Source organism: Micromonospora sp. WMMD1076 (genome assembly GCF_029581475.1).
Classification (GTDB): domain Bacteria; phylum Actinomycetota; class Actinomycetes; order Mycobacteriales; family Micromonosporaceae; genus Micromonospora; species Micromonospora aurantiaca.
Genome location: NZ_CP120862.1, coordinates 6170436 through 6195684 on the forward strand (window position 1 = coordinate 6170436; position 25249 = coordinate 6195684).

A 25249-nucleotide genomic window follows, 5' to 3' on the forward strand; every position below is an offset into this window, starting at 1 on the left:
GATGAGCAGCAGCGCACGCACCTACGAACTCGACCGCGCGCACGTCTTCCACTCCTGGTCCGCCCAGTCGCTGCTCGACCCGATGGTGGTCGAGCGCGCCGAGGGCTCGTACTTCTGGGACGGCGACGGGAACCGCTACCTGGACTTCTCGTCGCAGCTCGTCAACACCAACATCGGCCACCAGCACCCGGTGGTGGTCGCGGCGATCCAGGAGCAGGCGGCCCGCCTGTGCACGATCGCGCCGTCCTACGCCAACGACGTTCGCGGCGAGGCGGCCCGGTTGATCACCGAGTTGACCCCGGCCGGCCTGGACAAGGTGTTCTTCACCAACGGCGGCGCGGACGCGATCGAGCACGCCGTCCGGATGGCCCGGCTGCACACCGGCCGGCCGAAGGTGCTGTCGCAGTACCGCAGCTACCACGGCGGCACCCAGACCGCGGTGAACCTCACCGGCGACCCGCGCCGCTGGCCCAGCGACAACGGCACCGCCGGGGTGGTGCACTTCTTCGGCCCGTTTCGGTACCGGTCGGAGTTCGGCGCCACGACCGAGGAGGAGGAGTGCACGCTCGCGCTGCGCCACCTCGAACGCGTGGTGGAGATGGAGGGCCCGTCGACCATCGCCGCGATCGTGCTGGAGACGGTGCCGGGCACCGCCGGCATCATGCCTCCGCCGCCGGGCTTCCTCGCGGGCGTACGGGAGCTGTGCGACAGGCACGGCATCCTCTACCTCGCGGACGAGGTGATGGCGGGCTTCGGGCGTACCGGCGCCTGGTTCGCGCTGGACCACTACGGCGTGACGCCCGACCTGATCACCTTCGCCAAGGGCGTGAACTCCGGATACGTCCCGCTCGGCGGTGTGGTGATCGCCGAGCACGTCGCCGAGACGTTCGCCACCCGCGCCTACCCCGGCGGCCTGACCTACTCCGGTCACCCGCTGGCCACCGCCGCCGCCGTCGCGACCATCAACGTGATGCGGGACGAGCGGATCGTCGAGAACGCCGCCACGATCGGCGCCGACGTGCTGGGCCCGGGGCTGCGCGAACTCGCCGACCGGCACCCGAGCGTCGGTGACGTACGCGGGCTCGGCGTGTTCTGGGCGCTGGAACTGGTACGCGACCGCGAGACGAAGGAGCCGCTGGCGCCGTACGGGTCGTCGTCGCCGGAGATGAACGAGGTGCTGGCCGCGTGCAAGCGCGGCGGCCTGGTCGCGTTCGCGAACTTCAACCGGATCCACGTGGTGCCGCCGTGCACAGTGTCGGAGACGGAGGCCAAGGCGGGCCTGGCGATCCTCGACGAGGCGCTGACTCTCGCCGACCGCCACACGGTCTGAGCCACTGCCCACCACCGCCCGCCGGGTTCACCCCGGCGCATGTCAGTTCCCGCCGTGCACGACGAGTGCGCAGGCCGGGCGGGTCACCAGAGCAGCCGGCGGGCGCCTGGGCCGCGCTCCAAGAGATCTTGGTACGAAAGGGCCCCTTGGCGGGCGCTCTCGTACCAAGATCTACGGTTCTTCAGGCGGAGGGCGGGGAACCGATCGCCACGTCGTCGACCCGGATATTGATCTCGGCGGCCCGCAGCCCGTACGCCTCGATCGCGGACGCCACGGCGGCCCGCACCTCGTTCGTCACCTGCGGCACCGGGTGCCCGGCGTCGATCACGAGGACCAGGTTGACCACTGCGGACCCGTCGGTGACGTGCGCCGAGCAGCCGCGCCGCGCGTCCCCGACCTGATCCAGCCCGACCCGGTCCAGCACGGCGTTGAAGAAGCGGGCGATGTCGCCGCCCAGTTCGGCCACCCCGGGCACCGACTTCGCGGCGGCCACCGCGATCTTCTCGACCACTTCGTCCGAGACCGAAGTGCTCCCGCCCGCCACCACGCCAGGCGTCGCCGGCAGCTCCTGAGTAGCGTCATGCTCCACGCGTCCCGCCCTCCCTCGTCCCGGGGAGCGTACATCGACCGTCGAGCATGGAGTTGCGGCCCCGACAGAAGCCGCGAAGCAGGCGTTCCCGGGGCCGCAACCGCAAGATCAACGCACCGGGGAGGGCGGGTCAGGAGCCGAGCTGGGCCAGCAACTCGTCGGCCGCCGCGTACGGGTCGACGGCGCCCTCGGCCACCTTCGCCGCGAGCGTGGCGAGCTGCGTACCGTCGCGCAGTGACCCGATCCGGGCGCGCAGCGCGCCCAGCGCGATGGCCTCGATCTCGGCGGCGGCCCGCGTCTCCCGGCGGCGGCGCAGCTCGCCGTGGCGCTCCAGCCAGTCGCGGTGCTTGTCGATCGCGGCGGCGATGTCGTCGATGCCCTCGGCGCGGGCGGCGATCGAGCGCACCACCTGCGGACGCCACTCCCCCGGGCCGCGCTCGCCGAGCGCGATCATGCCCTGGATGTCGCGGACGGTGGCGTCCGCGCCGTCCCGGTCGGCCTTGTTGACCACGAAGACGTCGGCGATCTCCAGGATGCCGGCCTTCACCGCCTGGATCGCGTCGCCCATGCCCGGCGCGAGCAGCACGAGCGTGGTGTCGGCCAGCGACGCCACCTCCACCTCGGCCTGCCCGACACCGACGGTCTCGACGAGCACCACGTCGCAGCCGGCGCCCTCCAGCACCCGCACCGCCTGCGGCGTCGCCGCGGAGAGCCCGCCCAGGTGGCCCCGGCTGGACATCGAGCGGATGTAGACGCCCGGGTCGGTCGCGTGGTCCTGCATCCGGACCCGGTCACCGAGGATCGCACCGCCGGTGAACGGGCTGGACGGGTCGATGGCCAGCACGCCGACCCGGTGACCGCGCGCCCGCAGCGCCCGGACCAGCTCGTTCGTGGTGGTCGACTTGCCCACGCCGGGCGAGCCGGTCAGGCCGACCACCTGGGCGTGCCCGGCGTACGGCGCGAGCGCCGCGGCCACCTGCGGCAACACCTCGTCGCCGGACTCGACCAGGGTGATCAGGCGGGCCACCGCGCGGGGGTCGCCCGCGCGGGCCCGTTCGACCAGCATGGGTACGTCCCGGCTGCGGCGCACCGGGCCGGTGGCCGCCGCCGGGGCGTTACTCGCGTTGTTCACAGGTGATCAGCTCTCGGCGCCGTTCGGTACGTGGATGATCAGCGCGTCGCCCTGCCCGCCACCGCCGCAGAGCGCGGCCGCGCCGGTGCCGCCGCCGCGCCGCTTCAGCTCCATCGCGAGCGTGAGGACGAGGCGGGCGCCGGACATGCCGATCGGGTGGCCGAGCGCGATCGCGCCGCCGTTGACGTTGACCTTGTCGGGGCTGATGCCGAGGTCACGGGTGGACTGGATGCCCACCGCCGCGAACGCCTCGTTGATCTCGATGAGGTCGAGGTCCTCGATGCTCAGGCCACCCTTCTTCAGGGCGTGGTTGATCGCGTTCGAGGGCTGCGAGTGCAGGGAGTTGTCCGGGCCGGCCACGTTGCCGTGGGCGCCGATCTCGGCCAGCCAGGTCAGGCCCAGTTCCTTGGCCTTGGCCTTGCTCATCACGACCACGGCGGCGGCGCCGTCGGAGATCGGCGAGGAGCTGCCGGCGGTGATGGTGCCGTCCTTGGTGAACGCGGGACGCAGCTTGCCGAGCGACTCGGCTGTGGTGTCCGGGCGGATGCCCTCGTCCTCGCTGATCACCAGCGGGTCGCCCTTGCGCTGCGGGATGATCACGGGGGTGATCTCGTCGCCGAAGTGGCCGTTCTTCTGCGCGGCGGCGGCGCGCTGGTGACTGGCCGCGGAGAACGCGTCCTGCTCCTCGCGGGTGATGCCGTGCCTCGCGCCGTGGCGCTCGGTGGACTCACCCATCGAGCAGCAGTCCCAGGCGTCGGTGAGGCCGTCGAGGGCCATGTGGTCCTTGACGGTCACGTCGCCGTACTTGTAGCCGGAGCGCTGCCCGAGCAGCAGGTGCGGGGCGTTGGTCATGGACTCCATGCCGCCGGCCACCACGACGTCGAACTCACCGGCCCGGATGAGCTGGTCGGCGAGCGCGATCGCGTCCAGCCCGGAGAGGCAGACCTTGTTGATGGTCAGCGCCGGGGTGGACATCGGGATGCCGGCCTCGACGGCCGCCTGCCGGGCCGGGATCTGCCCGGCGCCGGCCTGGAGCACCTGGCCCATGATCACGTACTGGACCTGCTCGGGCGCGACGCCGGCGCGCTCCAGGGCCGCCTTGATCGCGATGCCACCGAGCCTGGTCGCGGGAAGGTCCTTGAGGTTGCCCAGCAGGCGCCCCATGGGGGTCCGCGCGCCGCTGACGATCACCGAAGCCATTGCCTGCCTCCGAGGGGGTGCCGAACTGTACGCCTTAACGATTGTTCGGTCAGACTAGCGTCATGGCTGAGAACTCCCCCGTCGAGCCCGCTGCCGAGTTTGTCACAGACATCGGCCTGCGCCGCATCGACCACGTCGGGATCGCCGTGGCCGACCTGGACGCCGCGATCGACTTCTACCAGCGCACGTTCGGGATGCGCTGCGTGCACACCGAGACCAACGCCGAGCAGGGCGTACGTGAGGCGATGCTCGCGGTCGGGCCGGACGCCTCCGGCGGCATGGTGCAGCTGCTCGCCCCGCTCTCGCCGGACACCACGATCGGCAAGTTCCTGGACAAGCGCGGTCCCGGCATCCAGCAGGTGGCGTACACGGTGGCCGACATCGACGTGGCCTGCGCGGCGCTGCGCGAGCGCGGCGTACGGCTGCTCTACGACGCACCCCGGCGCGGCACGTCGGACTCCCGGGTCAACTTCGTGCACCCGAAGGACGCCGGCGGCGTGCTGATCGAGCTGGTCCAGCCCGCCTGAGACGCAAGGAAGGGCCCCTTCTTAACAGACGTCTGTTAAGAAGGGGCCCTTCCTAACACGTGGGAACGCGCGACACGTGGGAACGCGCGCGGCAGTGCGTGCTTGCACGTCCCCACGGACACCTCCACGCATCGGTGGATGCAGTTTTTCACAGAGGGCTTCCCGCTTTAGCTACCGTTCAGTAACGTCCGCCCGAACAGGAACGCGACCGGCGCCGGAAGTGTCGATTGCCGACATGGCGGTCCCGTCGCACCGGCGCCGACGATGGCAGCACCCCTGCCCGCGTTGTGCGGGTGCGGACTAACGGGAGGTCACCGTGCAGGACATCCTCGAAGCGATCATGGCGGCGGAGGGTTCGTCGCAGCCGGAGCGGGAGCTCGCCGGCCTCGCCGGTCTGCCCGTGCCGGAGAGCTACCGGGGCGTTGTGGTGCGTGCCGAGGACACCCGCATGTTCGAGGGCATGGCCACCCGCGACAAGGACCCGCGCAAGGCGCTGCACGTGCAGGAGGTGCCCACCCCCGAGCTGGGCCCGGGTGAGGCGCTCGTCGCGGTGATGGCCAGCGCGATCAACTACAACACGGTGTGGACGAGCATCTTCGAGCCGCTGCCCACCTTCAAGTTCCTCCAGCGCTACGGCCGGCTCTCCGACCTGACCCGCCGCCACGACCTGCCGTACCACGTGGTCGGCTCGGACGCCGCGGGCGTGGTGCTGCGTACCGGCCCGGGCGTCACCAGGTGGAAGGCCGGCGACGAGGTGGTCGCGCACTGCCTCTCGGTCGAGCTGGAGGACTCCGCCGGCCACGACGACACGATGCTCGACCCGCAGCAGCGGATCTGGGGCTTCGAGACCAACTTCGGCGGCCTGGCCGAGCTGGCCGTGGTCAAGGCCAACCAGCTGATGCCGAAGCCGCGCCACCTGAGCTGGGAGGAGGCGGCCAGCCCGGGGCTGGTCAACTCTACCGCCTACCGGCAGCTCGTCTCGCACCACGGCGCGAACATGAAGCAGGGCGACGTGGTGCTGATCTGGGGCGCCTCCGGCGGCCTCGGCGGGTACGCCACCCAGATGGCGCTCAACGGCGGCGCGATCCCGGTCTGCGTGGTCTCCTCGCCGGAGAAGGCCGAGCTGTGCCGCAAGATGGGCGCCGAGCTGGTCATCGACCGCACCGCCGAGGGGTTCAAGTTCTGGTCCGACGAGCAGACCCAGGACCAGGACGAGTGGCGCCGCTTCGGTGAGCGCATCCGCGAGCTGACCGGCGGCGAGGACCCGGACATCGTCTTCGAGCACCCGGGCCGGGAGACGTTCGGCGCCAGCGTCTACGTCGCCAAGAAGGGCGGCACGATCGTCACCTGCGCCTCCACCAGCGGCTTCAACCACCAGTACGACAACCGCTACCTGTGGATGCACCTCAAGCGCATCGTCGGCAGCCACTTCGCCAACTACCACGAGGCGTGGCAGGCCAACCGGCTGGTCGCGCTGGGCAAGGTGCACCCGACCGTGTCGAAGACGTACGCGCTGGAGCAGACCGGCCAGGCCGCGTTCGAGGTGCACCGCAACGCTCACCAGGGCAAGGTCGGCGTGCGCTGCCTCGCCCCCGCCGACGGGCTCGGCGTCCGGGACACCGAGATGCGCTCACGCCACGAAAGCGCCATCAACCGGTTCCGCGGTCACTGACCGTACGGTCGCACCGGATTGCCTTTCCGGCCGAGCCGGGCACCATTCGACCGGCGTACGCACAAAGGGCCGCGGGTACCCACCCGCGGCCTTTTTCGCGCCCGCCTTCCCCGCAGAAGCCCGACCCGCCCCACCCGCCCGGGAGCTGCCAAGATCGCCAATTGGTCCGGTCTCACCGGCCGACCGAGTTGACCATGTAAACAGGACGCGAAAGGTGCCCACCCGCTCTTGCGAACCACCCTGGGGCGTCTGCCAGTATGTCCCAATGCCCCAGCAGCAGTCCTCCCCTCTTGCGTTCTTCGATAACGCGAACTCACAGCCCGATTTCACCGTTGGCCTGCGTGGCTACAACACCAACCAGGTCGACGACTTCATCGGCCGCCTCAGCGCCGCCCTGAGCCAGTCCGAGCAGGCCCGCGCCGAGGCCGAGCAGCGGATGAACGACGCTCAGCGCCGGCTGCGGCAGGCCGAGCAGCGCCAGAGCGCGCTGGAGCAGAAGCTCACCGAGACCAACAAGCAGCTCGAGGAGAACAACCGGCCGACCCTGTCCGGCCTGGGCACTCGCGTCGAGCAGATCCTGCGGCTGGCCGAGGAGCAGGCCAACGACCACCGCAACGAGGCCAAGCGCGAGTCGGAGGGCATCCTCTCCGCCGCCCGCCTCGAGGCGCGTGAGATCACCGACAAGGCCCGCGCCGAGGCCGCCGCCATGAAGGCGACCGCCGAGCGCGAGGCCGGCAGTGTCCGTACCGCCGCCGAGCGCGAGGCCGCCGAGGTCCGCGTGCAGGCCCGCCGCGAGGCCGACACGCTGCGCGCCGACGCCGACCGGGAGACCAAGCAGCTGCGTACTGTCACCGCGCACGAGGTGGCCGAGCTGAAGTCGACTGTCGAGCGCGAGGTCGCGACGCTGCGTGCCACCGCCGAGCGGGAGATCACCCAGCAGCGCGCCAAGGCCGCCCGCGAGGCCGAGGAGAAGCGGGCCGAGGCGACCAAGCTGCTCACCGACGCACGCGACAAGCGCGACAAGGACCTGCAGGCCCTGGAGCTGCAGCTCGCCGAGCGGCGGGAGAAGGCCGAGCGCGAGGAGTCGGAGCGGCACGCCGCCCAGGTCGCGCAGACCCAGAAGCTGGTGAACGAGGCCGAGCAGCGCGCCCGCGCCGCGCAGGAGCGGGCCAAGGAGATCGAGCAGCGGGCCGAGGCCCGGCGGGTCGAGTCCGAGCGCACCGCCAACGAGACCGTCGACAAGGCCAAGGCGCTGGCCGACAAGACGCTCAACGAAGCGCGCGCCGAGGCGCAGCGGGTGCTCAACGAGGCCCGCACCGAGGCCGAGCTGACCACGCAGGCGGCCCGGCGCGAGGTCGAGGACCTGACCCGTCAGAAGGACGCTGTCACCTCGCAGCTCGGGCAGATGCTGTCCGGCCTGGCCGGCATCGTGCCGGGCGTGCCGGCCGGTGGCAAGACCGAGGCGCCGAAGGGCGACGCCGCCGGGCAGAAGGTGACGGCCGAGTCGGCCGGCTGATCGGACACCCGTTGTCGGGGGCATGAGCCACGGCGCGGGGTGACGCCGGGTGACCGGTGTCGCCCCGCGCCGTCATGGTTGTGCGGCCCGTTTCGCCAGGAGGGTGAAGTAGCTCCCAGAAGGGGCGTCCGTATCGCCCCAGCAGAGCCGGATGCGTGTGAGGATGGGGGCATGTCGCACGGCGAGGAACTGTTCGCGCTCGGCGGGGACGTGACGACGGAGCCCAGCTTCGAGTCCGCCCTGCGGGGATACGAGAAACGGCAGGTCGACCGCTACGTCGCTCGCGCGGAGCACGAGATCGCGGCGTTGACCACCGAGCGGGAACAGGCGTACACCCAGATCCACAAGCTGGCCGGTCAGGTCGAGGTGCTCCAGCGCGACCTGGCCCAGGTGCGCAAGCAGGCGGCGGTGGTGGACCGGGCCTCGTTCCGGCACCTGGGTCCGCGTGTCGAGCAGATCCTCACCATGGCCGAGGAGCAGGCAGACGAGATCCTGGCCGCCGCCAACGAGGAGATCGAGGCCCGCCGCGCCGCCGCCGAACACATCGTCGAGGAGGCCCGGGAGCAGGCCGCCCAGGCGCTCAAGGACTTCGAGATCGCGCTGGCCGCCCGCCGGACCGAGGAGGAGCGGCACACCGCCGCCCGCAAGGCCGAGGCCGAGGCCACCCTGAAGGCCGCCAAGGACGAGTCGGCGAAGCTGCGCAAGGACGCGCAGGACGAGTCGACGAAACTGCGCACGGCCGCCCAGGACGAGGCCGAGAAGCTGCGCCGGACCGCCCAGGACGCGCTGGCGAAGGCCCAGCAGGAGGCCACCCAGCTCCGCGACACCGCCAAGGAGATCCACTCCCGGGCCCAGCAGGAGGCCGCGCGGCTGCGCGAGGCGGCCAAGGAGGCGCTGGCCAAGGCCCAGCAGGAGGCGAACCAGCTCCGCGAGGCGGCCAAGGAGGTGCACGCCAAGGGCCAGCAGGAGGCCAAGCGGCTCACCGACGCCGCCGCCGAGGCCGGCCGGGCCACGCACGCCAAGGCGCTGGCCGAGGCCAAGAAGATCGTGGACGACGCGGAGGAGGCCGCCAAGGCCACCCGCGGCCGGGCCCGCGGCGAGGCCAACCGGCTCACCACGGAGGCCGCCGAGGCCGGCAAGCGCAACCGCGCCGAGGTCGAGGCGTACGTGCAGCGCATGCGCACCGAGACCGAGGCGTACGTGCAGCAGGCCCGCGCGCAGACCCAGCAGGAGCTGGGCGCGTGGCGGGCCGGGGTGGAGAAGGAGGTCACGGAGCGGCGGGACGGCGCGGAGAAGGAGCTGGCCCAGCGCCGGGCCGCCGCCGAGCAGGAGTTCGCCAAGCGCCGCGACGAGCTGGACAAACAGCACGCCAAGCGGCAGGAGGAGCTGGAGCAGGCGTACACCACGCGGCGCGACGAGATCGAGCGCACCGCCGCCGGCGTCCGGCAGGCCGCCGAGGCCGACGCGCTGAGCATGCGGCAGCAGGCCGAGCTGGAGGCCGCCGAGCTGCTGCGCCGCGCCGAGGCGGACGCCGGCGCGCAGCGCCGCAAGGCCGACGAGCACGTCGCGGCCTCGCGCCGCCAGTTCGAGGAGTACGCGGCCACGACCCAGCAGCACCTCGCCACCACGCAGCAGCACCTGGCCGCCACCCAGCAGGAGGTGGCCGCCGGCCGGCAGCAGCTCGCCGGGGTGATGCTGGAGATCGCCAAGGCCCAGCAGGAGCTGGCCGACCTGCGTACCGAGACGTGGAAGTCGCGACAGGAGTCCGACGACCTGCAGCGCCGGCTCACCGACCTGCGGCGCGACGCCGACTCGGCCGGGATCGCGGCCTCCCCGGTCGATCCGGACGACCTGCCTGCCGCCTCCGGCCGGGCCACCGACGACGGCGGCGAGCCCGCCGACGCCCCGGTCGGCAGCGGTGCGCCGGTGGCAGCGAGGGGCACCGCCACGACGACCCCCGACGGGGCCGGACCGGCGAGGGGCGACGGCGAGCCGGCCGAGGCGGGCAGGGCGAAGCCGGTCGGCGAACCGGTGACCACGATGGACTCCCCCGCCGGTGCGGGCGTCGAGGGGGAGCCCACTGTGGCCGCCGTACCGGGCGAGGGCGGCCGGGGCGCCACCCCCACGAAGATCACCAGCACCGGTGAGAACGGCAAGCGCCCGACCAAGCCGACCACCGACGAGCGCAGCGCCAAGCCCAGCACGGTGACGGTCGACAAGGACTGATCCACCCGCCGCGCCGGATCGGGGAGGTGGTGGCATCCGTCCCATCCGGACCACATCACTTCCCCGAACTGGCGGGCCCAGCGCCACGACGGCCCGGCGGGAAGTGGTGGTGGGATGGTCGGGGCGGACGGCGGCGACTACCCTGCGGGCAGAGGGCCGCGCGTCGGCCGTGGACGGCACCGGCGAGCGAGCCGGGCAGCGCGGAAGCCGGGAGGCACGGGTGTCGCAGGAGGGCTCCGCCGCCCCGGATGACAAGGCGGCGGCCGTGAACCCCGCCGGCGAGGCGGAACCCGGGCGCGACGCCGCCAGCACCGCCGGCAACCCACGAGCCGGCACGGACACGGGCGGCGAGCGGCCCGCCGACGTCGAGCCGGGTGAGTTCGAGCCGAGCGGGCGTTTCGGCGTACCGGGGCGGCCGCTGCGGCGCAGCGCCTTCCTGATCGGGTTCACCGGCGCGCTCGGCGTGCTGCTCGCGTACGCGCTGTTCCTGGGCATCCGCAACGCCGCCGGCATCCTGGTGCTGGTGGTGATCGCGCTGTTCCTCGCGGTCGGTCTGCACCCGGCGGTGGTCCGGCTGCGCAGGTGGGGCCTGCCGCGCGGGCTGGCGGTGGCGGTGGTGACGCTCACCCTGCTGCTGCTGATCGTCGCCGGCCTGCTGGCGCTGGTGCCGCCGGTGGTGACCCAGTCGGGTCAGTTCATCCAGCAGCTACCCGGCTACGTCGAGGAGCTGCGCCGCAATCCCACAGTCAACGACCTGGTGATCCGGTACGACGTGATGGAGCGGGTCCAGGCGGCGGCGAACGCGGACACGATCGGGCGGGCGCTCGGCGGCGTGCTCGGCGGGGCGCAACTGATCTTCGGGACGATCTTCCGCCTTCTCACGGTGCTGGTGCTGACGATCTACTTCCTGGCGTACTTCGACAAGCTGCGCGAACTCGGGTACGCGATGGTGCCGCGCTCGCGCCGGCAGCGGGTCCGGCTGATCGGTGACGAGATCCTCACCCGGGTCGGCGCGTACATGGTCGGCGCGCTCGCCATCGCGGTGCTGGCCGGGGTGACGACGTTCGTGTTCGCTCTGGCGGTCGGCCTGCCGTACCCGTTCGCCCTCGCCGTGGTGGTCGCGGTGACCGACCTGATCCCGCAGATCGGCGCGACGCTCGGCGCGGTGGTGGTGACGCTCGTCGGGCTCGCCACGGACCTGCCGGTGGGCATCGCCTGCCTGGTGTTCTTCGTGCTCTACCAGCAGGTGGAGAACTACCTGATCTACCCGAAGATCATGCGCCGGGCGGTGTCGGTCAACGAGGTGGCGGCGTTGCTCGCCGCGCTGCTCGGGGTGGCGCTGCTGGGAGTGGTGGGCGCGCTCATCGCGATCCCGACGGTGGCCGCGTTGCAGCTGATCCTGCGCGAGGTGGTGCTACCCCGCCAGGACGCCCGCTGAGCCGTTACTCGGCGCGCCGCTGGGCCGGGCCGGGAACCGGGGTGTCCGCGAACGCGGCGACGGTACGGTCGGCGTACGCGCTGGCGTCGCCGGTCTCCATCGGGCCGTCCCAGGTGGTCGGCAGCGGCAGCGGTACGCCGGGGGCGACCCGCCGGACGATCTCGTCCAGCACCTTCTCCGCGTCGCCGACCCAGAGGTGCTTGGCGCCGTCCACGCCCACCACCTCGGCCTGCGGCACGGCGGCGAAACGCTCCCGGGCCTCCTCCGGGCGCAGGTAGTCGTCGAACTCGGGGACCAGGGCGGTGAGCGGCTTGCCCGTCTCAGCCCAGACCTCCAGGTCCTCCGGCGCGGAGTAGCGCAGCGGCGGGGAGAGCAGGATCGCGCCGTCCACCGCCGGGTCGCAGCCGTACTTCAGCGCCAGGTCGGTGCCGAACGACCACCCGACCAGCCAGATGTCCGGTAGCTCGTGGAACTCGGCGTACTCGATCGCGGCGGCCACGTCGAACTTCTCGCCGACCGCGCCGTCGAACGCTCCCTCGCTGGTGCCGCGGACGCTGCTGGTCCCCCGGGTGTTGAACCGGAGCACGGCCAGGCCGGCCAGCGCGGGCAGCCGCCAGGCCGCCTTGCGGAACACGTGGCTGTCCATCATCCCGCCGTGTGTGGGCAGCGGGTGCAGGCAGACGAGCGTGGCGGCCGGTTCGCGGTCCAGCGGCCGGGCCAGCTCGCCGACGAGCGTCAGCCCGTCGGCGGTGTGCAGCTCGATGTCCTCCCGGCGACCGGGCAGGATCGACGACGCGCGAATCGGAGTGCTCACGCCTGCCAGTCTCCCGCGCCGGCGGGCCCGCCGCCCAGCGGGACGGGAACCGGGTGATCCAGATCGCTCAGCCGTGGCGCGGGGCGCCCCGGCCGCGCTGGAGGTTGGGCCCGCGCCGGTCCCGGGCCCGCCAGCAGCCGGAGTGCCAGTGCCGGCGGTCGGTCAGGTCACCCCGGTCGTCGGCCGGCCAGGCCACCAGGTGGGCCACGCCGGGACGGATCTCCTGGTCGCAGCCGGGACAGCGGTACGTCTTGACTGATGCCCCGCCGCTGATCGCGCGTATCTGCCAGTCGCCGTCGCGCCACTGCTGCACGGTCGGCACGCCGTGGCGGGCACGCTCGGCGTCCAGGCCGGGGTTCTCCTCCCGGCGGGGGCGGTTGCGACGAGGGCTCACGGTCACCAAGCGTACGGTCCGCCGGCCGGACCCGGGTCGGGCGATCTTGGTACGGATACGCCCTTCCCGGGGCCGTTCCGTACCAAGATCTGCTCGTGGTGGCCGATCAGGGCCAGGTCTGCGGACGGGTGAGGTCTCTCGCCACCTTTGTCCCGACGAGCACCGTCGCCGCGTCGGCCTCGGTGAAGTCCACCTGGCCCGCGGGCCGGTCGCCGGAGAAGGGCCAGGCGAAGTCGGCTGTCAACCGCCCCTCGGGCAGGCCGAGCAGTTCCAGCCGGGTGCCGTCCGGATAGAGGAAGCCCGGGCGGCCACCCAGGTCGCGGTTGCTGCGGCGGCCCGTGTCCTCCCCCATCTCCGCCCCGTAATTCAGCCGTATCCACATGGTCGAGGAGGGCTCCCGGAAGACGGTGAGCTGAACCGTGACGCCCTTCGGGAAGGTGTCCACGTCCACCGCGCATCCCGTCACCACCGCGTTGGCCGGCAGCGTGGTCAGCCGCACCGGCCCGGCGCATCGCCGGGCCTCGTCCCAGCGCACCAGTCCGGCCACCCGGTCCAGGGCGGTCACGTCACCGCGAAGCGTCGCCGCCCGGGCGTAGAGGCCGGGGAAGGGCTGCCACGACTTGACCAGACCGTCCGTACCGGCGACGCGCAGCACGCCACCGTCGAAGGTCAGCCGGCCGCTGACGGCCTGCGCCGGGAAACCCTCGATCGAGGTGTCGTCGAGGGCCTTCGCCACCGGGCTCACATCGAGCAGTACCGGGTGCCCGCCGTCGACGCTGAACCGGATCGACTCGACCCGGTTGGAGCTGTGGACGGACCAGCCCAGATAGCGGGCCCGGCTGCTGTCCAGGCCCAGGTGCAGCACCTGCGGATCGATGCCGACCAGGTCGGGGCGGTCGCGCGCGGCGGGCACCCCGTCGGCTAGCGACGGCACCGGGGGTGGCGCTGTCGCCGGCGTCGCGGCCGTCCAGGGCATCCGTCCGGCCAGCCCGCCCACGTCCGCGCGTATCGCGCCGGCGAAACCGAGCACGCCGACCAGGGCGAGCGCGGTGCCGGCGGTGACCCGGCGGCGTACCCGCCGGCGCCGGCCGAGCGTGCGCGAACCACGCAGCAGGCGTCCGGTGTCGATCTCCCCCTCGGCGTGCTCCCGCAGCACCGAGGCGATCCGCTGGTCGAGGTCGGTCACGGCCGGCTCCCCTTCGTCGTCGGGACGCCGCAGCGCTCCCGGAGGTGGGCGAGCGCCCGCATCGCGTGGGTGCGGACGGTGACCGGGGAGCAGTCGAGGATCTGGGCGATCGTGGCGTCGTCCAGGTCCTCGTAGTAGCGCAGCACCAGCACGGCGCGCTGGCGGTCCGGGAGGGCGCGGATCAGCCGCCACATCTCGTCCCGGTCCGCCGCCTCGCCGCCGAGGTCACCGGGCCCGGCTGTTGACAGCGGTCAGCGCCGGGTGTGGTCGCGGAACCCGCGGCCGGACTTGCGGCCCAGGTAGCCGGCCGTGACCAGGTGCTCCAGCAGCGGCGCGGGGGCGAAGCCGGGCTCGCGCAGCTCCAGGTACAGCTCCCGCTGGATGGCCAGCGAGACGTCCAGGCCGACCACGTCGAGCAGCTCGAACGGGCCCATCGGGTAGCCGCAGCCGAGCTTCATCGCGTAGTCGATGTCGTCGGCGGTGGAGTAGCTGGCCTCCAGCATCTTCACCGCGTCGTTCAGGTACGGGAACAGCAGCGCGTTCACGATGAAGCCGGACCGGTCGCCGCAGACCACGCCGGTCTTGCCGAGCTTCGCGCAGACCGCGCGGGCGGTGGCCGACGTCTCGGCGGAGGTACGGATGGTCTGCACGATCTCCACCAGCGGCATGATCGGCGCCGGGTTGAAGAAGTGCAGGCCGACCACGTCGGCGGGGCGCTGGGTCGCCATCGCCACGTCGATCACCGGCAGCGACGAGGTGGTGGTGGCGAGCACGACGCCCGGCTTGCAGATCTCGTCGAGGCTGGCGAACAGCGCCTTCTTGACGCTCAGCTCCTCGATCACGGCCTCGACCACCAGGTCGACGTCGGCCAGGTGCTCCAGCGTCGCGGACCAGGTGATCCGGCCGAGCGCGTCGTCCCGGTCGGTCTCGCTGAGCTTGCCGCGCACCACGCCCTTGTTCAGCGAGGTCTTGACCGCCTCGCAGACCTTCGCGGACTTCTCCGCGCCCCGGGTCACCGAGATGACCTCGTAGCCAGCCTTGGCGAACACCTCGATGATGCCGGTGGCCATGGTCCCGGAGCCGACCACGCCGACCTTCGCGATGGCGCGGGCGCCGTCGGCGAGCGCGGCGTCCGCGGCGAGCGGCGTGTACTCGTCGGGTACGACCTTCGGCGAACCCGGCCGCTCGTAGGTGTAGAAGCCGCGACCGGACTTGCGGCCCAGCAGACCGGCGGTCACCATCTGCTTGAGCAGCGGGGCCGGGGCGTGCCGCCGATCCCGGCCGCCGCGCCGGTACATGGTGTCGAGGATCTCGTACGCGGTGTCCAGGCCGATCAGGTCCATCAGCGCCAGCGGGCCCATCGGCAGGCCGCAGCCGAGCTTCATGGCGGCGTCGATGTCCTCGCGGGTGGCGTAGCGGGCCTCGAACATGCCGACCGCGTGGTTCAGGTAGCCGAACAGCAGCGCGTTGGCGATGAAGCCGGCCCGGTCGCTGATCGTCACGTCGACCTTGCCGAGCCGCTCGCAGAGCGCCTCCACGTCGGCCACCACGTCGGCGGAGGTGACCACCGTGCGGACGACCTCCACCAGCTTCATCACCGGGGCCGGGTTGAAGAAGTGGATGCCGATGACCTGGTTGGGCCGGGCGGTGGCGACGGAGATCTCGGTGACGCTCAGCGAGGACGTGTTGGTGGCGAGGATCGCCTCGGGCTTGCAGACCCGGTCCAGCTCGGCGAAGATCCGCTGCTTGAGGTCCAGGTGCTCGGGCACCGCCTCGATCACCAGGTCCACGTCGTGCAGCGCGCCCAGGCCGACCCGGAAGTCGACCCGCGCCAGCAGGGCGTCCCGCTCGGCCTCGGCGAGCTTGCCCTTGGCGACGGCCCGGTCGGTGGAGCCGGTGAGCGTGGCCCGGCCGCGTTCCAGCGCCGCGTCGGAGATCTCGACGGCTGTGACGTCGACGCCGTTGCGGGCGAACACCTCCACGATGCCGGCACCCATGGTGCCCAGACCCACCACGCCCACCCTGGTGAACTCCCGCGCCACGACCGGCCTCCCCTGGCTCGACTCCGCCGTCCGCGACATGAACGGCCGCTAAGGTTATGCGCCGGAGTCTGCCACGTGACGCTGTGTTGTCGAGACGCCGTGGGATATTTCACGCACCGCGCCTCACCCGGTGGTGTTCTCCCCGGCCAGCGCCAGCAGTTCGGCGACGAACTCCGCCGGCCGCTCCAGGTGCGGGCTGTGCCCGCAGCCGGGCAGCACCACCTCCCGGTACGTCCCGCCGGCCGCCGCGTACCGGTCCAGCACCGCGCGGGTCTGCCCCACCATCGGCTGCGGCGGGCACTCCGCCTCACCCGGCCAGCCGGGCACCACACCGAGCCGGCCGAGGTACGCCAGGTCGAACAGCGAGGTGTCCGAGACGATCACGTCGGCGTCGCCGCGTACCCAGGTCACCGGCGGCTTGGCCGGCACGGCGACCAGCTCGTCGGCGAGCCGGAAGTGGGCCGGGGCGAGCGCGTTGAGCACGCCGCGCGGCCCGGCGGCGGTCCCCGGCCAGTGCGCCGAGGCGACAGCCGTGCCCGGGTAGTTGTCGTCGCCGGTGGCCGTGGCCAGCATGCTCTCCAGCAGCAGGTCCTCGTCGTCGCCCAGTGAGGCCGGGTCGGCCACGTACGCGGCGCGCAGCACCGCCCGCGGGCTCGTCGGGCCGTCCGCGCTCCGGTCACCGGCGGCGAGCCGGGCCACGAAGTCGGGGTTCGCGCCGCCGGCGCCGGTGCCGGCGAAGTCGGGCGTGGTGGGGGTGCCGTCGAGGTCCCGGGTGCCGCCGAAGCCGTACGGGGACACCGGCGCCTCCAGCAGCAGCCCGGCCACCCGCTCCGGGTGGCCGACGAGCAGCCGCATCGCCACGCCGCTGCCCAGCGAGTGCCCGGCCACCACCGGCCGGGCGCCGGGCGCGAACAGCCCCGGGGCGTCCAGCAGCGCGGCCACGTCGTCGGCGAAGTCGTCGAGCCCCCGGGTGGCGTCGACCGGCGCGGTGTCGGTCTCGCCGTACCCGCGCAGGTCGGGCGCCACCACCCGCAGCGTCTCCGGCAGCCGGGACAGCAGCGGCTCCCAGAAGGCGGAGGAGGAGACGTTGCCGTGCACCAGCAGCACCGGCACGCCGTCCGGTGGACCGGCCACGCGGACCGCCTGGGTGATGCCGTTGGCCTGGACCGTGAGCCGTGCGCTACGCATCCGCGCATGTTGGCACGGGCGGCCGAGCCCGGTCCATGTGGCCTGCCGACACAGCGGGCCGCCCGGAGGTGGCGGCGGCTCCCCGCTCGGCGGTGGCCGCACGCCGCGCCCGCCGGGCGCTGGGCCCGCCGGGCGCTGGGCCCGCTAGCTGACGTCGGCCGGCTGCGCCTCGCGCGCCTCGATCGGCTGGCGCGGCCCGGGGACGGGCAGCGGCAATGTGGGGCGCTGGTCGCGGCGCATCGCGCCGAAGCTCATCCCGACCGGGTCGGTCCGGGCCACACCCGGGTCGTAGAGGCGCAGGTCGGTGCGGCCGAGCCGGACCACGTCGCCGTCGGCGATCGCGACGCTGCCGGTGACCCGGGCGTCGTTGAGCCAGGTGCCGTTGGTCGAGCCGAGGTCGGTGAGCAGCACCCCCTCGGGGCTGGCCCGGACGGTGGCGTGCCGCCGGCTCAGGTGCGGGTCGGCGAGCACGATGTCGGCGGTCGGCGCACGGCCGATCACCTGCGCCTCCCGGCCGACCCGGAACGTGAGCCCCCGCATCGCCCCGCCCGACACCGTCAGCAACGGCATCAGCTCAGGATGCTCCTCCATGGACAGTCCTCCACCCCACATCGCCCCGCGGCGTCAGCCTGCCACCTCACCGTAACGGCTTGCACCACCGCGCGGTCACCCCCGCGACCCCGGCCGGTCATCTCCCGTTCGCCGTTCGGACGGCACCTCCGTCGATGCGACGGCTGATCGTCCGCGCAGCGTAGGGCGCGTTCGACACCTACCGGCGAGTAATCCTCGGGTCTAGACTTCGGCCATGACCGCCGTACACGTGCCGGGCGCCCCGCTCATCTCCGAGGGTCTATTGGTCTCGACCAGCCCGGCCACCGGTGCCGAGGCAGGCAGATTCCCGCTGGCCGCCGAGGCGGACGTGCGTGCCGCTGTCGACCGCGCCCGGGCGGCCGGCGACTGGTGGGCCGGGCTCGGCTTCGCCGGCCGGCGGGACCGCCTCCAGCGCTGGCGCGGCGTGCTCGCCCGGCGGATCGAGGAACTGGCCGACCTGATGCACACCGAGGGCGGCAAGCCGGTCGGTGACGCCGTGGTGGAGATCCTCACCGCGCTGGAGCACATCGACTGGGCGGCCCGCAACGCCCGGCGGGTGCTCGGGCCGCGCCGGGTCCGCTCCCGCCTGATCCTCGCCGAGTTCACCGGTCACCTCGAATACCAGCCGTACGGCGTGGTCGGCGTGATCGGCCCGTGGAACTACCCGGTCTTCACGCCGATCGGCTCCGCCGCGTACGCGCTCGCGGCCGGCAACGCCGTGGTGTTCAAGCCCAGCGAGTACACCCCGGCGGTCGGCCAGTGGCTGGTCGACAGGTTCGCCGAGGTGGTGCCGGAGCAGCCGGTGTTCCAGGCGGTGCACGGCTTCGGCGCGGTCGGCGCCGCGCTGTGCCGCTCCGGTGTCGGCAAGGTCGCGTTCACCGGCTCGACCGCCACCGCGAAGCGGGTGATGGCCGCCTGCGCGGAGACGCTCACGCCGGTGCTGCTGGAGGCCGGCGGCAAGGACGCGATGATCGTGGACAGCGACGCCGACCTGGACGCCGCCGCCGACGCGTGCGTGTGGGGCGGGCTCACCAACGCCGGCCAGACGTGCATCGGCATCGAGCGGGTCTACGCGGTCGACCAGGTCTTCGACACCTTCGTGGAGAAGGTGGTGGCGAAGGCCGGGCGGCTCACAGTGGGAGCCGACGGCTCCGACCTCGGCCCGATCACCATGCCGTCGCAGATCGACGTCATCCGCCGGCACATCGACGACGCGCTCAGCCGGGGCGGCCGGGCGGTGCTCGGCGGCCCGGGGGCGGTCCAGCCGCCGTACGTGCACCCGACGGTGCTCGTCGACGTGCCGGAGGACTCGGCCGCCGTCCAGGAGGAGACGTTCGGCCCGACGCTCGTGGTCAACCGCGTCCGCGACGTGGACGAGGCGGTCGAGCGGGCCAACGCGCTGCCGTACGGGCTCGGGGGTTCGGTCTTCGGCCGGGCGCGGGCGGTGGCGGTGGCGCGGCGGCTGCGCTCCGGGATGGCCTCGGTCAACTCGGCGCTGACCTTCGCCGGCATGTCGACGCTGCCGTTCGGCGGCACCGGCGAGTCCGGCTTCGGCCGCATCCACGGCGAGGAGGGGCTGCGCGAGTTCGGCCGGCCCAAGTCGGTCACCCGCCGCCGGGCCCGGTCGCTGCTGCCGGCGATGACGTTCGAGCGCACCCCGGCCGACATCGCCCGGATCATCAAGATCGCCAAGCTGATGTACGGCCGGGGCCGCTGAGGCGGCGCCTCAGAACAGCGTCAGCTCGTCGCGCTCGATGCCGCGCAGCTTGTCGTAGTCGACCACCACGCACCGGATCCCCCGGTCGGTGGCGAGCACCCGCGCCTGCGGCTTGATCTCCTGCGCGGCGAACACGCCGGCCACCGGCGCGAGCAGCGGATCGCGGTTCATCAGCTCCAGGTAGCGGGTGAGCTGCTCCACGCCGTCGATCTCGCCGCGCCGCTTCACCTCGACCGCCACCGCGCCGCCGACCGCGTCCCGGCAGAGCAGGTCGACCGGCCCGATCGCGGTCATGTACTCCCGCCGGACCAGCGTGAAGCCCTCCCCCAGCGTCGCCGGGTTCGCGGCGAGCAGTTCCTGGAGGTGCGCCTCGACGCCGTCCTTGCGCAGGCCCGGGTCGACGCCCATCTCGTACGAGGTGTCCTGGAAGATCTCCTCCAGGGTGATGCGCAACTCCTCGCCGGCCTTGTTCACCACCCGCCAGACGCCGGGCGCCTCCTCCAGCCGGCAGGGCGGGCTCATCCAGTTCAACGGCTTGTAGGCCCGGTCGTCCGCGTGGATCGACACCGACCCGTCCGCCTTCACCATCAGCAACCGGGTAGCCGGGGGCAAGTGGGCCGAGAGCCGTCCGACATAGTCCACCGAGCACTTCGCAATCACCAACCGCACCCGCCGAGGGTAGCCGAGGCCCCGGCGGACGCCGACGAGCGCCACTGGCGTACCGGTGCCATATTGAGATCGTGCTCGAAGTCCTCACCGGTTCCGGTCTGGCCGCCTCGGCGGGCCTGAACGCCTACATCCCGCTGCTGCTGATGGGACTGCTGTCCCGCTACACCGATCTGGTCGAGCTGCCGAGCGGCTGGCAGTGGCTCGGCAACGGCTGGGTGGTGCTGATCCTCGCCGTCCTGCTCACGGTCGAGGTGGTCGCCGACAAGGTGCCGGTGGTCGACCACGTCAACGACGTGGTGCAGACGGTGGTCCGGCCGACCGCCGGCGGGCTCGCGTTCGGCGCGGGCGCCGGCTCGGAGACGGTCACCGTGAGCGACCCGGACACGTTCTTCTCGTCCCACCAGTGGTTGCCGGTGGTGGTCGGCGTGCTGATCGCGCTCGGCGTGCATCTGCTCAAGGCCGCCGCCCGGCCGGTCATCAACGCGACCACGGCAGGCGTGGGCGCGCCGGTGGCCAGCACCGCCGAGGACGCGACGAGCGTGATCATGTCGGTGGTGGCGCTTCTGCTGCCGGTGCTGGTGCTGGTGTTCCTGGTCGCCCTGGTGTTCTTCGTACCGTGGCTGTTCCGCCGCCGCCGGGAGCGGCGCCGCGAGCGCGCCGCGGCCCGCGCGGCCGGCTTTCGCGTCTGACCCGCACCGACTCCTGAAACCTCTAAAATCGGGGCAAGACACCCAGGGAGGTACGGGAGATGACCGCGTCGTTGGAGATGCCCCGGGTCCAGGAGTGCGCCGTCCGGTCGTGCGCCTACAACCACACGAACGACTGCCACGCGTTCGCCATCACGATCGGCAGCAGCGACCACGCGCACTGCCACACGTTCGTGGAGATGCCGGTGCGCGGCGGCCTCGACCAGTTGGTCGCGCAGGTCGGCGCGTGCTCGCGCGCCGACTGCCGGCACAACGCCGACCTGGAGTGTCAGGCCCCGGCCATCACCGTCGGCCCCGACATGGACATGGCCGACTGCATGACCTACCAGAGCCGCTGACCCGCGCGGAAGCGACGCCTGCTCGCGGGCGCCGCTTCCGCGCGGGTGTTAAGAAGGGGCCCCTTCCCTACCGGAGGCGTTAATAAGGGGCCCTTCCTTTCACGTCAGTGCGTTGGCCTCGCGGATCACCGTCACCAGCTCGTCGATGATGCCGGTGAGCGCGAAGTCCTTCGGCGTGAACACCCGGGCCACCCCGGCGGCCCGCAGCGCCTCGGCGTCGGCGGCCGGGATGATCCCGCCCACCACCACCGGCAGGTCGCCCCGCCCGGCCGCGCGCAGCCCGTCCAGTACCGCCGGCACGGCGGCCAGGTGCGAGCCGGACAGCACGGAGAGCCCGACCAGGTCGACGTCCTCCTCCACCGCCGCCGCCACGATCTGCCCGGCGGTCAGCCGGATGCCCTGATAGACCACCTCGAAGCCGGCGTCGCGGGCGCGTACCGCGATCTGCTCCGCGCCGTTGGAGTGCCCGTCCAGCCCCGGCTTGCCGACCAGCAGCCGCAGCCGGCCGCTGCCCAGCTCCCGGGCGGTCGCGGCGACCCGCTCCCGGACCCCGGCGAGGGTCGCGTCACCGGCCGTCCCGACCGCCCCGGCCAGGCCGGTCGGCGCGCGGTACTCGCCGTACACCTGGCGCAGCGCGCCCGCCCACTCGCCGGTGGTGACGCCGGCTCTGACACATCCGAGCGTCGCCGGCATCAGGTTCGCCGTGGTGGCGGCGTCGGCACGCAGCCGATCCAGCGCCGCCTCGACAGCCGCCGCGTCCCGGTCGGCCCGCCACCGGCGTACGCCGTCGCTGGCCGCCTCCTCGACGGCCGGGTCCACCTGCTCGATCGCCTCGGCCCCGGCCGCCGTCAGCGGGGACGGCTCGGTCTCGGTGAACCGGTTGACGCCGATCACCACGTCCGAGCCGGACTCCATCCGGCGGCGCCGGTCGGCGAGCGAGGCGACCAGCGCGCTCTTGAGGTAGCCGGACTCGACGGCGGTGACCACGCCGCCCATCTCCAGCACCTTCTCCAGCTCGACCCGGGCGCCGGAGACGATGTCGTCGACGAGCGCGGTCATCACGTGCGAGCCGGCGAACAGGTCCGGGTACTCCAGCAGGTCCGACTCGTACGCCAGCACCTGCTGCATGCGCAGCGACCACTGCTGGTCCCACGGGCGGGGCAGGCCCAGCGCCTCGTTCCAGGCGGGCAGCTGCACCGCGCGGGCGCGTGCGTCGCGGGACAGCGTGACGCCGAGCATCTCCAGCACGATGCGCTGGATGTTGTTCTCCGGCTGCGCCTCGGTCAGGCCCAGCGAGTTGACCTGGACGCCGTAGCGGAACCGGCGCTGCTTCGGGTTCTCCACGCCGTAGCGGTCACGGGTGATCTCGTCCCAGAGCGCGCCGAACGCGCGCATCTTGGCGATCTCCTCGACGAAGCGCACCCCGGCGTTGACGAAGAACGAGATCCGCTGGACCACGTCGCCCATCCGCTCGGGCGGCACCTGACCGGAGTCGCGCACGGTGTCCAGCACGGCGACGGCGGTGGCCAGCGCGAAGCCGACCTCCTGCACGGGCGTCGCGCCGGCCTCCTGGAGGTGGTACGAGCAGATGTTCACCGGGTTCCACCGGGGCATCTCGCGCAGCGTGTACGCGATCACGTCGGCGGTCAGCCGCAGCGAGGCCGCCGGCGGGAAGATGTACGTCCCCCGGGACAGGTACTCCTTGATGATGTCGTTCTGCGTGGTGCCGGCGCAGCGGCTCAGCTCCGCGCCCTGCTCGGCGGCGACGGTGCCGTAGAGGCCGAGCAGCCACATCGCCGGGGCGTTGATGGTCATCGAGGTGTTCATCTCGGCGAGCGGGATGCCCTCGAACAGCGCCCGCATGTCGCCCAGGTGCGCCACCGGCACGCCGACCCGGCCCACCTCGCCGGAGGCCAGCTCGTGGTCCGGGTCGTACCCGGTCTGGGTGGGCAGGTCGAAGGCGACCGACAGGCCGGTCTGTCCCTTCGCCAGGTTGCGGCGGAAGAGCGCGTTGGTGGCCGCGGCGGAGGAGTGCCCGGCGTACGTGCGCATCACCCACGGGCGGTCCCGCTCGGGCAGCCGTCCCGGCATCGCGTCGTCCATGGCCGGAGTTTAAGTTACCGTCCAGTAAAAGAGAGTGTGGAAAACCACACAACCCGATGCCCCCGCCACCGTCATGAGCAGAGGCCACACCGAGTGTATACACCGCGTACATAGCTGACCCGGGAGTGGAACGGGCGACCGCACGACGCACACTTGACGTCATGGAGAACGAGCTCGCGATTTCCGTGCGAGGGCTGCGCAAGGCGTACGGCGACAACGTCGCGGTCGCGTCGGTGGACCTGGACGTCCACCGGGGCGAGGTGTTCGCACTGCTCGGCCCCAACGGCGCCGGCAAGACCACCACTGTCGAGATCCTGGAGGGCTACCGGCGGCGCGACGCCGGCGAGGTACGCGTGCTCGGCGCCGACCCCGCCCACCCCGACGCCGGCTGGCGCTCCCGGGTCGGCATCGTGCTCCAGGGCACCGGCGAGTTCGACGAGCTCAGCGTCATCGAGGTGGTCCGGCACTTCTCCGGCTTCTACCCGGACGCCGACGACCCGGACAAGGTGGTCGAGCGGGTCGGGCTGGGGGCCAAGGCCAGGGCGCGCACGCACACGCTCTCCGGCGGGCAGAAGCGCCGCCTGGACGTGGCGCTGGGCATCATCGGCCGCCCCGAGCTGCTCTTCCTCGACGAGCCGACCACCGGCTTCGACCCGGAGGCCCGGCGCGAGTTCTGGGAGCTGATCCGGGACCTGTCCGCCGCCGGCACCACGATCGTGCTCACCACCCACTACCTGGACGAGGCCGAGGCGCTCGCCGACCGGGTCGGCGTGATCGCCGCCGGACGGGTGATCGAGGTCGCCCCGCCGAACGCGCTGGGCAATCGGCAGGAGTCGCTGGCGACCGTCTCCTGGCGTACCCCCGACGGGACACCGGCCTCGGCGGAGACCGCGACGCCGACGGCGCTGGTGGCCGACCTGGCCGCGCGCTTCGGCGGCGAGGTGCCCGGCCTGACCGTGACCCGGCCGACCCTGGAAGACGTCTACCTGCGGATGATCGGACACTCATGACCACCACGACGAAGCCGGCGGCCCCGGTCGCCCCCACCTCCGCCCGGCGGTCCGGGGCGGGCGCGCTGGCGCTGCGTCAGGGGCGGCTGGAGATCACCCAGTTCCTGCGCAGCCGGGAGTCCGTCGTGTTCACGATGGGCTTCCCGGTCATCATGATCCTGATCTTCGCGGCGATCTTCAGCGACGAGATCGCGCCCGGGGTCAGCTACACGCAGTACTTCATCACCGGCATGATCGCGACCGGCCTGATGACAGTGAGCTTCCAGAACCTCGGCATCTGGATTCCGATCGAGCGGGACCGGGGCGTGCTCAAGCGCTACCGCGGTACGCCGATGCCGAAGTGGGTCTGGTTCGCCGGCAAGGTGATCATGGTGGTGGTGATCGGCATCGCCGAGACCGCGCTGCTGCTCGCCGTCTCGGTGGCGATGTTCGACCTGCAACTGCCGCAGACCACCGGCAAGTGGCTGACGTTCGCCTGGGTCGCCGTCCTCGGCATCACCGCCTGCACGCTCTGCGGCATCGCCATCTCGTCGCTGGCCCGTACCGCTCGCAGCGGCTCGGCGGTGGTCACCCCGGTCGCGCTCGTGCTCCAGTTCATCTCCGGCGTGTTCTTCGTCTTCACCAGCCTGCCCACCTGGATGCAGCAGGTCGCGGCGATCTTCCCGCTCAAGTGGATGTGCCAGGGACTGCGGTCGGTCTTCCTGCCGGACAGCTTCGGCGCCCGGGAGCCGGGCGGCTCGTTCGAGCTGGGCACCGTCGCGCTGGTGCTGGGCGCGTGGTGCGTCATCGGCCTGGTGCTCTGCCTGACCACGTTCCGCTGGACCACCAAGCGCGACGGCTGAGGTGTAAGGAAGGGCCCC

General features: G+C 72.5%; 22 protein-coding genes and 1 pseudogene. 11 read left to right on the forward strand and 12 right to left on the reverse strand.

The annotated features are described in order from the left end of the window. Nucleotide 1: 1 nt before the first annotated feature. The gene (locus O7622_RS27890; protein WP_282311063.1) at nucleotides 2-1330 is read left to right on the forward strand and encodes an aspartate aminotransferase family protein; all 1329 of its coding nucleotides are present in this window, start codon (nucleotides 2-4) and stop codon (nucleotides 1328-1330) included. 181 nt (nucleotides 1331-1511) lie between these two features. Here the strand turns inward: O7622_RS27890 and O7622_RS27895 are convergent, their stop codons facing one another. The 3 genes from O7622_RS27895 to O7622_RS27905 form a co-directional block, all read right to left on the reverse strand. Further along, nucleotides 1512-1919: an Asp23/Gls24 family envelope stress response protein gene (locus O7622_RS27895; protein WP_282311064.1), complete on the reverse strand. Its 408-nt coding sequence runs from the start codon at nucleotides 1917-1919 to the stop codon at nucleotides 1512-1514. A gap of 130 nt (nucleotides 1920-2049) precedes the next feature. Next, on the reverse strand, nucleotides 2050-2985 hold the full coding sequence (gene meaB, locus O7622_RS27900) for a methylmalonyl Co-A mutase-associated GTPase MeaB (RefSeq protein WP_282314252.1): 936 nt from the start codon (nucleotides 2983-2985) through the stop codon (nucleotides 2050-2052). A 72-nt stretch (nucleotides 2986-3057) separates the two neighbouring features. Then, nucleotides 3058-4251: an acetyl-CoA C-acetyltransferase gene (locus tag O7622_RS27905; RefSeq protein WP_282311065.1), complete on the reverse strand. Its 1194-nt coding sequence runs from the start codon at nucleotides 4249-4251 to the stop codon at nucleotides 3058-3060. Between the two features lie 62 nt (nucleotides 4252-4313). On the opposite strand from O7622_RS27905, the gene mce reads away from it, so the two are divergent. The 5 genes from mce to O7622_RS27930 all read left to right on the forward strand — a co-directional run bounded on the left by mce (nucleotide 4314) and on the right by O7622_RS27930 (nucleotide 11630). Beyond that, nucleotides 4314-4778: a methylmalonyl-CoA epimerase gene (gene mce, locus O7622_RS27910; protein ID WP_030271412.1), complete on the forward strand. Its 465-nt coding sequence runs from the start codon at nucleotides 4314-4316 to the stop codon at nucleotides 4776-4778. A gap of 316 nt (nucleotides 4779-5094) precedes the next feature. Continuing rightward, nucleotides 5095-6450 (forward strand): crotonyl-CoA carboxylase/reductase, encoded by a 1356-nt coding sequence (gene ccrA / locus O7622_RS27915; RefSeq protein WP_282311066.1) that lies wholly within the window; start codon nucleotides 5095-5097, stop codon nucleotides 6448-6450. A gap of 265 nt (nucleotides 6451-6715) precedes the next feature. After that, on the forward strand, nucleotides 6716-7966 hold the full coding sequence (locus O7622_RS27920) for a DivIVA domain-containing protein (RefSeq protein ID WP_282311067.1): 1251 nt from the start codon (nucleotides 6716-6718) through the stop codon (nucleotides 7964-7966). 171 nt (nucleotides 7967-8137) lie between these two features. Then, nucleotides 8138-10192, forward strand: coding sequence for a hypothetical protein (locus O7622_RS27925; protein WP_282311068.1), 2055 nt, complete (start codon nucleotides 8138-8140; stop codon nucleotides 10190-10192). A 220-nt stretch (nucleotides 10193-10412) separates the two neighbouring features. Beyond that, nucleotides 10413-11630, forward strand: coding sequence for an AI-2E family transporter (locus tag O7622_RS27930; RefSeq protein ID WP_282311069.1), 1218 nt, complete (start codon nucleotides 10413-10415; stop codon nucleotides 11628-11630). A 4-nt stretch (nucleotides 11631-11634) separates the two neighbouring features. Here the strand turns inward: O7622_RS27930 and O7622_RS27935 are convergent, their stop codons facing one another. The 7 genes and pseudogenes from O7622_RS27935 to O7622_RS27965 form a co-directional block, all read right to left on the reverse strand. Next, nucleotides 11635-12444: an alpha/beta hydrolase gene (locus tag O7622_RS27935; protein ID WP_282311070.1), complete on the reverse strand. Its 810-nt coding sequence runs from the start codon at nucleotides 12442-12444 to the stop codon at nucleotides 11635-11637. Between the two features lie 67 nt (nucleotides 12445-12511). Continuing rightward, on the reverse strand, nucleotides 12512-12844 hold the full coding sequence (locus O7622_RS27940) for a hypothetical protein (RefSeq protein ID WP_282311071.1): 333 nt from the start codon (nucleotides 12842-12844) through the stop codon (nucleotides 12512-12514). A 100-nt stretch (nucleotides 12845-12944) separates the two neighbouring features. Continuing rightward, on the reverse strand, nucleotides 12945-14024 hold the full coding sequence (locus O7622_RS27945) for a hypothetical protein (RefSeq protein WP_282311072.1): 1080 nt from the start codon (nucleotides 14022-14024) through the stop codon (nucleotides 12945-12947). Then, nucleotides 14021-14248 (reverse strand): annotated as a pseudogene (locus O7622_RS27950) (sigma-70 family RNA polymerase sigma factor); the annotation flags it as partial. The pseudogene O7622_RS27950 and the gene O7622_RS27945, both read right to left, overlap by 4 nt. A gap of 27 nt (nucleotides 14249-14275) precedes the next feature. After that, the gene (locus O7622_RS27955) at nucleotides 14276-16066 is read right to left on the reverse strand and encodes a 3-hydroxybutyryl-CoA dehydrogenase (RefSeq protein WP_282311073.1); all 1791 of its coding nucleotides are present in this window, start codon (nucleotides 16064-16066) and stop codon (nucleotides 14276-14278) included. A gap of 123 nt (nucleotides 16067-16189) precedes the next feature. Further along, entirely contained in the window at nucleotides 16190-17254 is a 1065-nt protein-coding gene (locus tag O7622_RS27960; RefSeq protein WP_282311074.1) for an alpha/beta hydrolase, read from the reverse strand. Nucleotides 17255-17398: 144 nt separating this feature from the next. Continuing rightward, nucleotides 17399-17845, reverse strand: a complete 447-nt coding sequence (locus O7622_RS27965) for an FHA domain-containing protein (protein ID WP_282311075.1) — start codon at nucleotides 17843-17845, stop codon at nucleotides 17399-17401. 214 nt (nucleotides 17846-18059) lie between these two features. Between O7622_RS27965 and O7622_RS27970 the strand changes: the two genes are divergently transcribed. After that, nucleotides 18060-19562, forward strand: coding sequence for an aldehyde dehydrogenase family protein (locus O7622_RS27970; RefSeq protein ID WP_282311076.1), 1503 nt, complete (start codon nucleotides 18060-18062; stop codon nucleotides 19560-19562). 9 nt (nucleotides 19563-19571) lie between these two features. Here O7622_RS27970 and nucS read toward each other — a convergent pair whose 3' ends face one another. Then, nucleotides 19572-20231, reverse strand: a complete 660-nt coding sequence (gene nucS, locus O7622_RS27975; protein WP_282311077.1) for an endonuclease NucS — start codon at nucleotides 20229-20231, stop codon at nucleotides 19572-19574. Between the two features lie 71 nt (nucleotides 20232-20302). Here nucS and O7622_RS27980 point away from each other — a divergent pair, with 71 nt between their 5' ends. Continuing rightward, the gene (locus tag O7622_RS27980; RefSeq protein WP_282311078.1) at nucleotides 20303-20920 is read left to right on the forward strand and encodes a DUF4126 domain-containing protein; all 618 of its coding nucleotides are present in this window, start codon (nucleotides 20303-20305) and stop codon (nucleotides 20918-20920) included. Nucleotides 20921-20979: 59 nt separating this feature from the next. Next, complete coding sequence (locus O7622_RS27985) at nucleotides 20980-21276, forward strand: DUF1540 domain-containing protein (protein ID WP_282311079.1); 297 nt, start codon at nucleotides 20980-20982, stop codon at nucleotides 21274-21276. A gap of 99 nt (nucleotides 21277-21375) precedes the next feature. Here the strand turns inward: O7622_RS27985 and O7622_RS27990 are convergent, their stop codons facing one another. After that, nucleotides 21376-23379, reverse strand: coding sequence for a protein meaA (locus O7622_RS27990; protein WP_282311080.1), 2004 nt, complete (start codon nucleotides 23377-23379; stop codon nucleotides 21376-21378). Between the two features lie 161 nt (nucleotides 23380-23540). Between O7622_RS27990 and O7622_RS27995 the strand changes: the two genes are divergently transcribed. Both O7622_RS27995 and O7622_RS28000 read left to right on the forward strand, forming a co-directional pair. Continuing rightward, entirely contained in the window at nucleotides 23541-24389 is an 849-nt protein-coding gene (locus O7622_RS27995) for an ABC transporter ATP-binding protein (RefSeq protein WP_282311081.1), read from the forward strand. After that, complete coding sequence (locus tag O7622_RS28000) at nucleotides 24386-25231, forward strand: ABC transporter permease (RefSeq protein WP_282311082.1); 846 nt, start codon at nucleotides 24386-24388, stop codon at nucleotides 25229-25231. The genes O7622_RS27995 and O7622_RS28000 overlap by 4 nt, the downstream gene beginning before the upstream one ends. The last annotated feature ends 18 nt before the right edge of the window (nucleotides 25232-25249 follow it).

What these genes read in the sequence shown, in the direction of transcription:
- O7622_RS27890 (WP_282311063.1), top strand. Translation starts at nt 2, where the DNA reads ATGAGCAGCAGCGCACGCACCTACGAACTCGACCGCGCGCACGTCTTC.
- meaB (WP_282314252.1), bottom strand. Translation starts at nt 2,985, where the DNA reads ATGCTGGTCGAACGGGCCCGCGCGGGCGACCCCCGCGCGGTGGCCCGC.
- O7622_RS27905 (WP_282311065.1), bottom strand. Translation starts at nt 4,251, where the DNA reads ATGGCTTCGGTGATCGTCAGCGGCGCGCGGACCCCCATGGGGCGCCTG.
- mce (WP_030271412.1), top strand. Translation starts at nt 4,314, where the DNA reads ATGGCTGAGAACTCCCCCGTCGAGCCCGCTGCCGAGTTTGTCACAGAC.
- O7622_RS27920 (WP_282311067.1), top strand. Translation starts at nt 6,716, where the DNA reads ATGCCCCAGCAGCAGTCCTCCCCTCTTGCGTTCTTCGATAACGCGAAC.
- O7622_RS27925 (WP_282311068.1), top strand. Translation starts at nt 8,138, where the DNA reads ATGTCGCACGGCGAGGAACTGTTCGCGCTCGGCGGGGACGTGACGACG.
- O7622_RS27960 (WP_282311074.1), bottom strand. Translation starts at nt 17,254, where the DNA reads ATGCGTAGCGCACGGCTCACGGTCCAGGCCAACGGCATCACCCAGGCG.
- O7622_RS27965 (WP_282311075.1), bottom strand. Translation starts at nt 17,845, where the DNA reads ATGGAGGAGCATCCTGAGCTGATGCCGTTGCTGACGGTGTCGGGCGGG.
- O7622_RS27970 (WP_282311076.1), top strand. Translation starts at nt 18,060, where the DNA reads ATGACCGCCGTACACGTGCCGGGCGCCCCGCTCATCTCCGAGGGTCTA.
- O7622_RS27985 (WP_282311079.1), top strand. Translation starts at nt 20,980, where the DNA reads ATGACCGCGTCGTTGGAGATGCCCCGGGTCCAGGAGTGCGCCGTCCGG.
- O7622_RS27990 (WP_282311080.1), bottom strand. Translation starts at nt 23,379, where the DNA reads ATGGACGACGCGATGCCGGGACGGCTGCCCGAGCGGGACCGCCCGTGG.
- O7622_RS27995 (WP_282311081.1), top strand. Translation starts at nt 23,541, where the DNA reads ATGGAGAACGAGCTCGCGATTTCCGTGCGAGGGCTGCGCAAGGCGTAC.
- O7622_RS28000 (WP_282311082.1), top strand. Translation starts at nt 24,386, where the DNA reads ATGACCACCACGACGAAGCCGGCGGCCCCGGTCGCCCCCACCTCCGCC.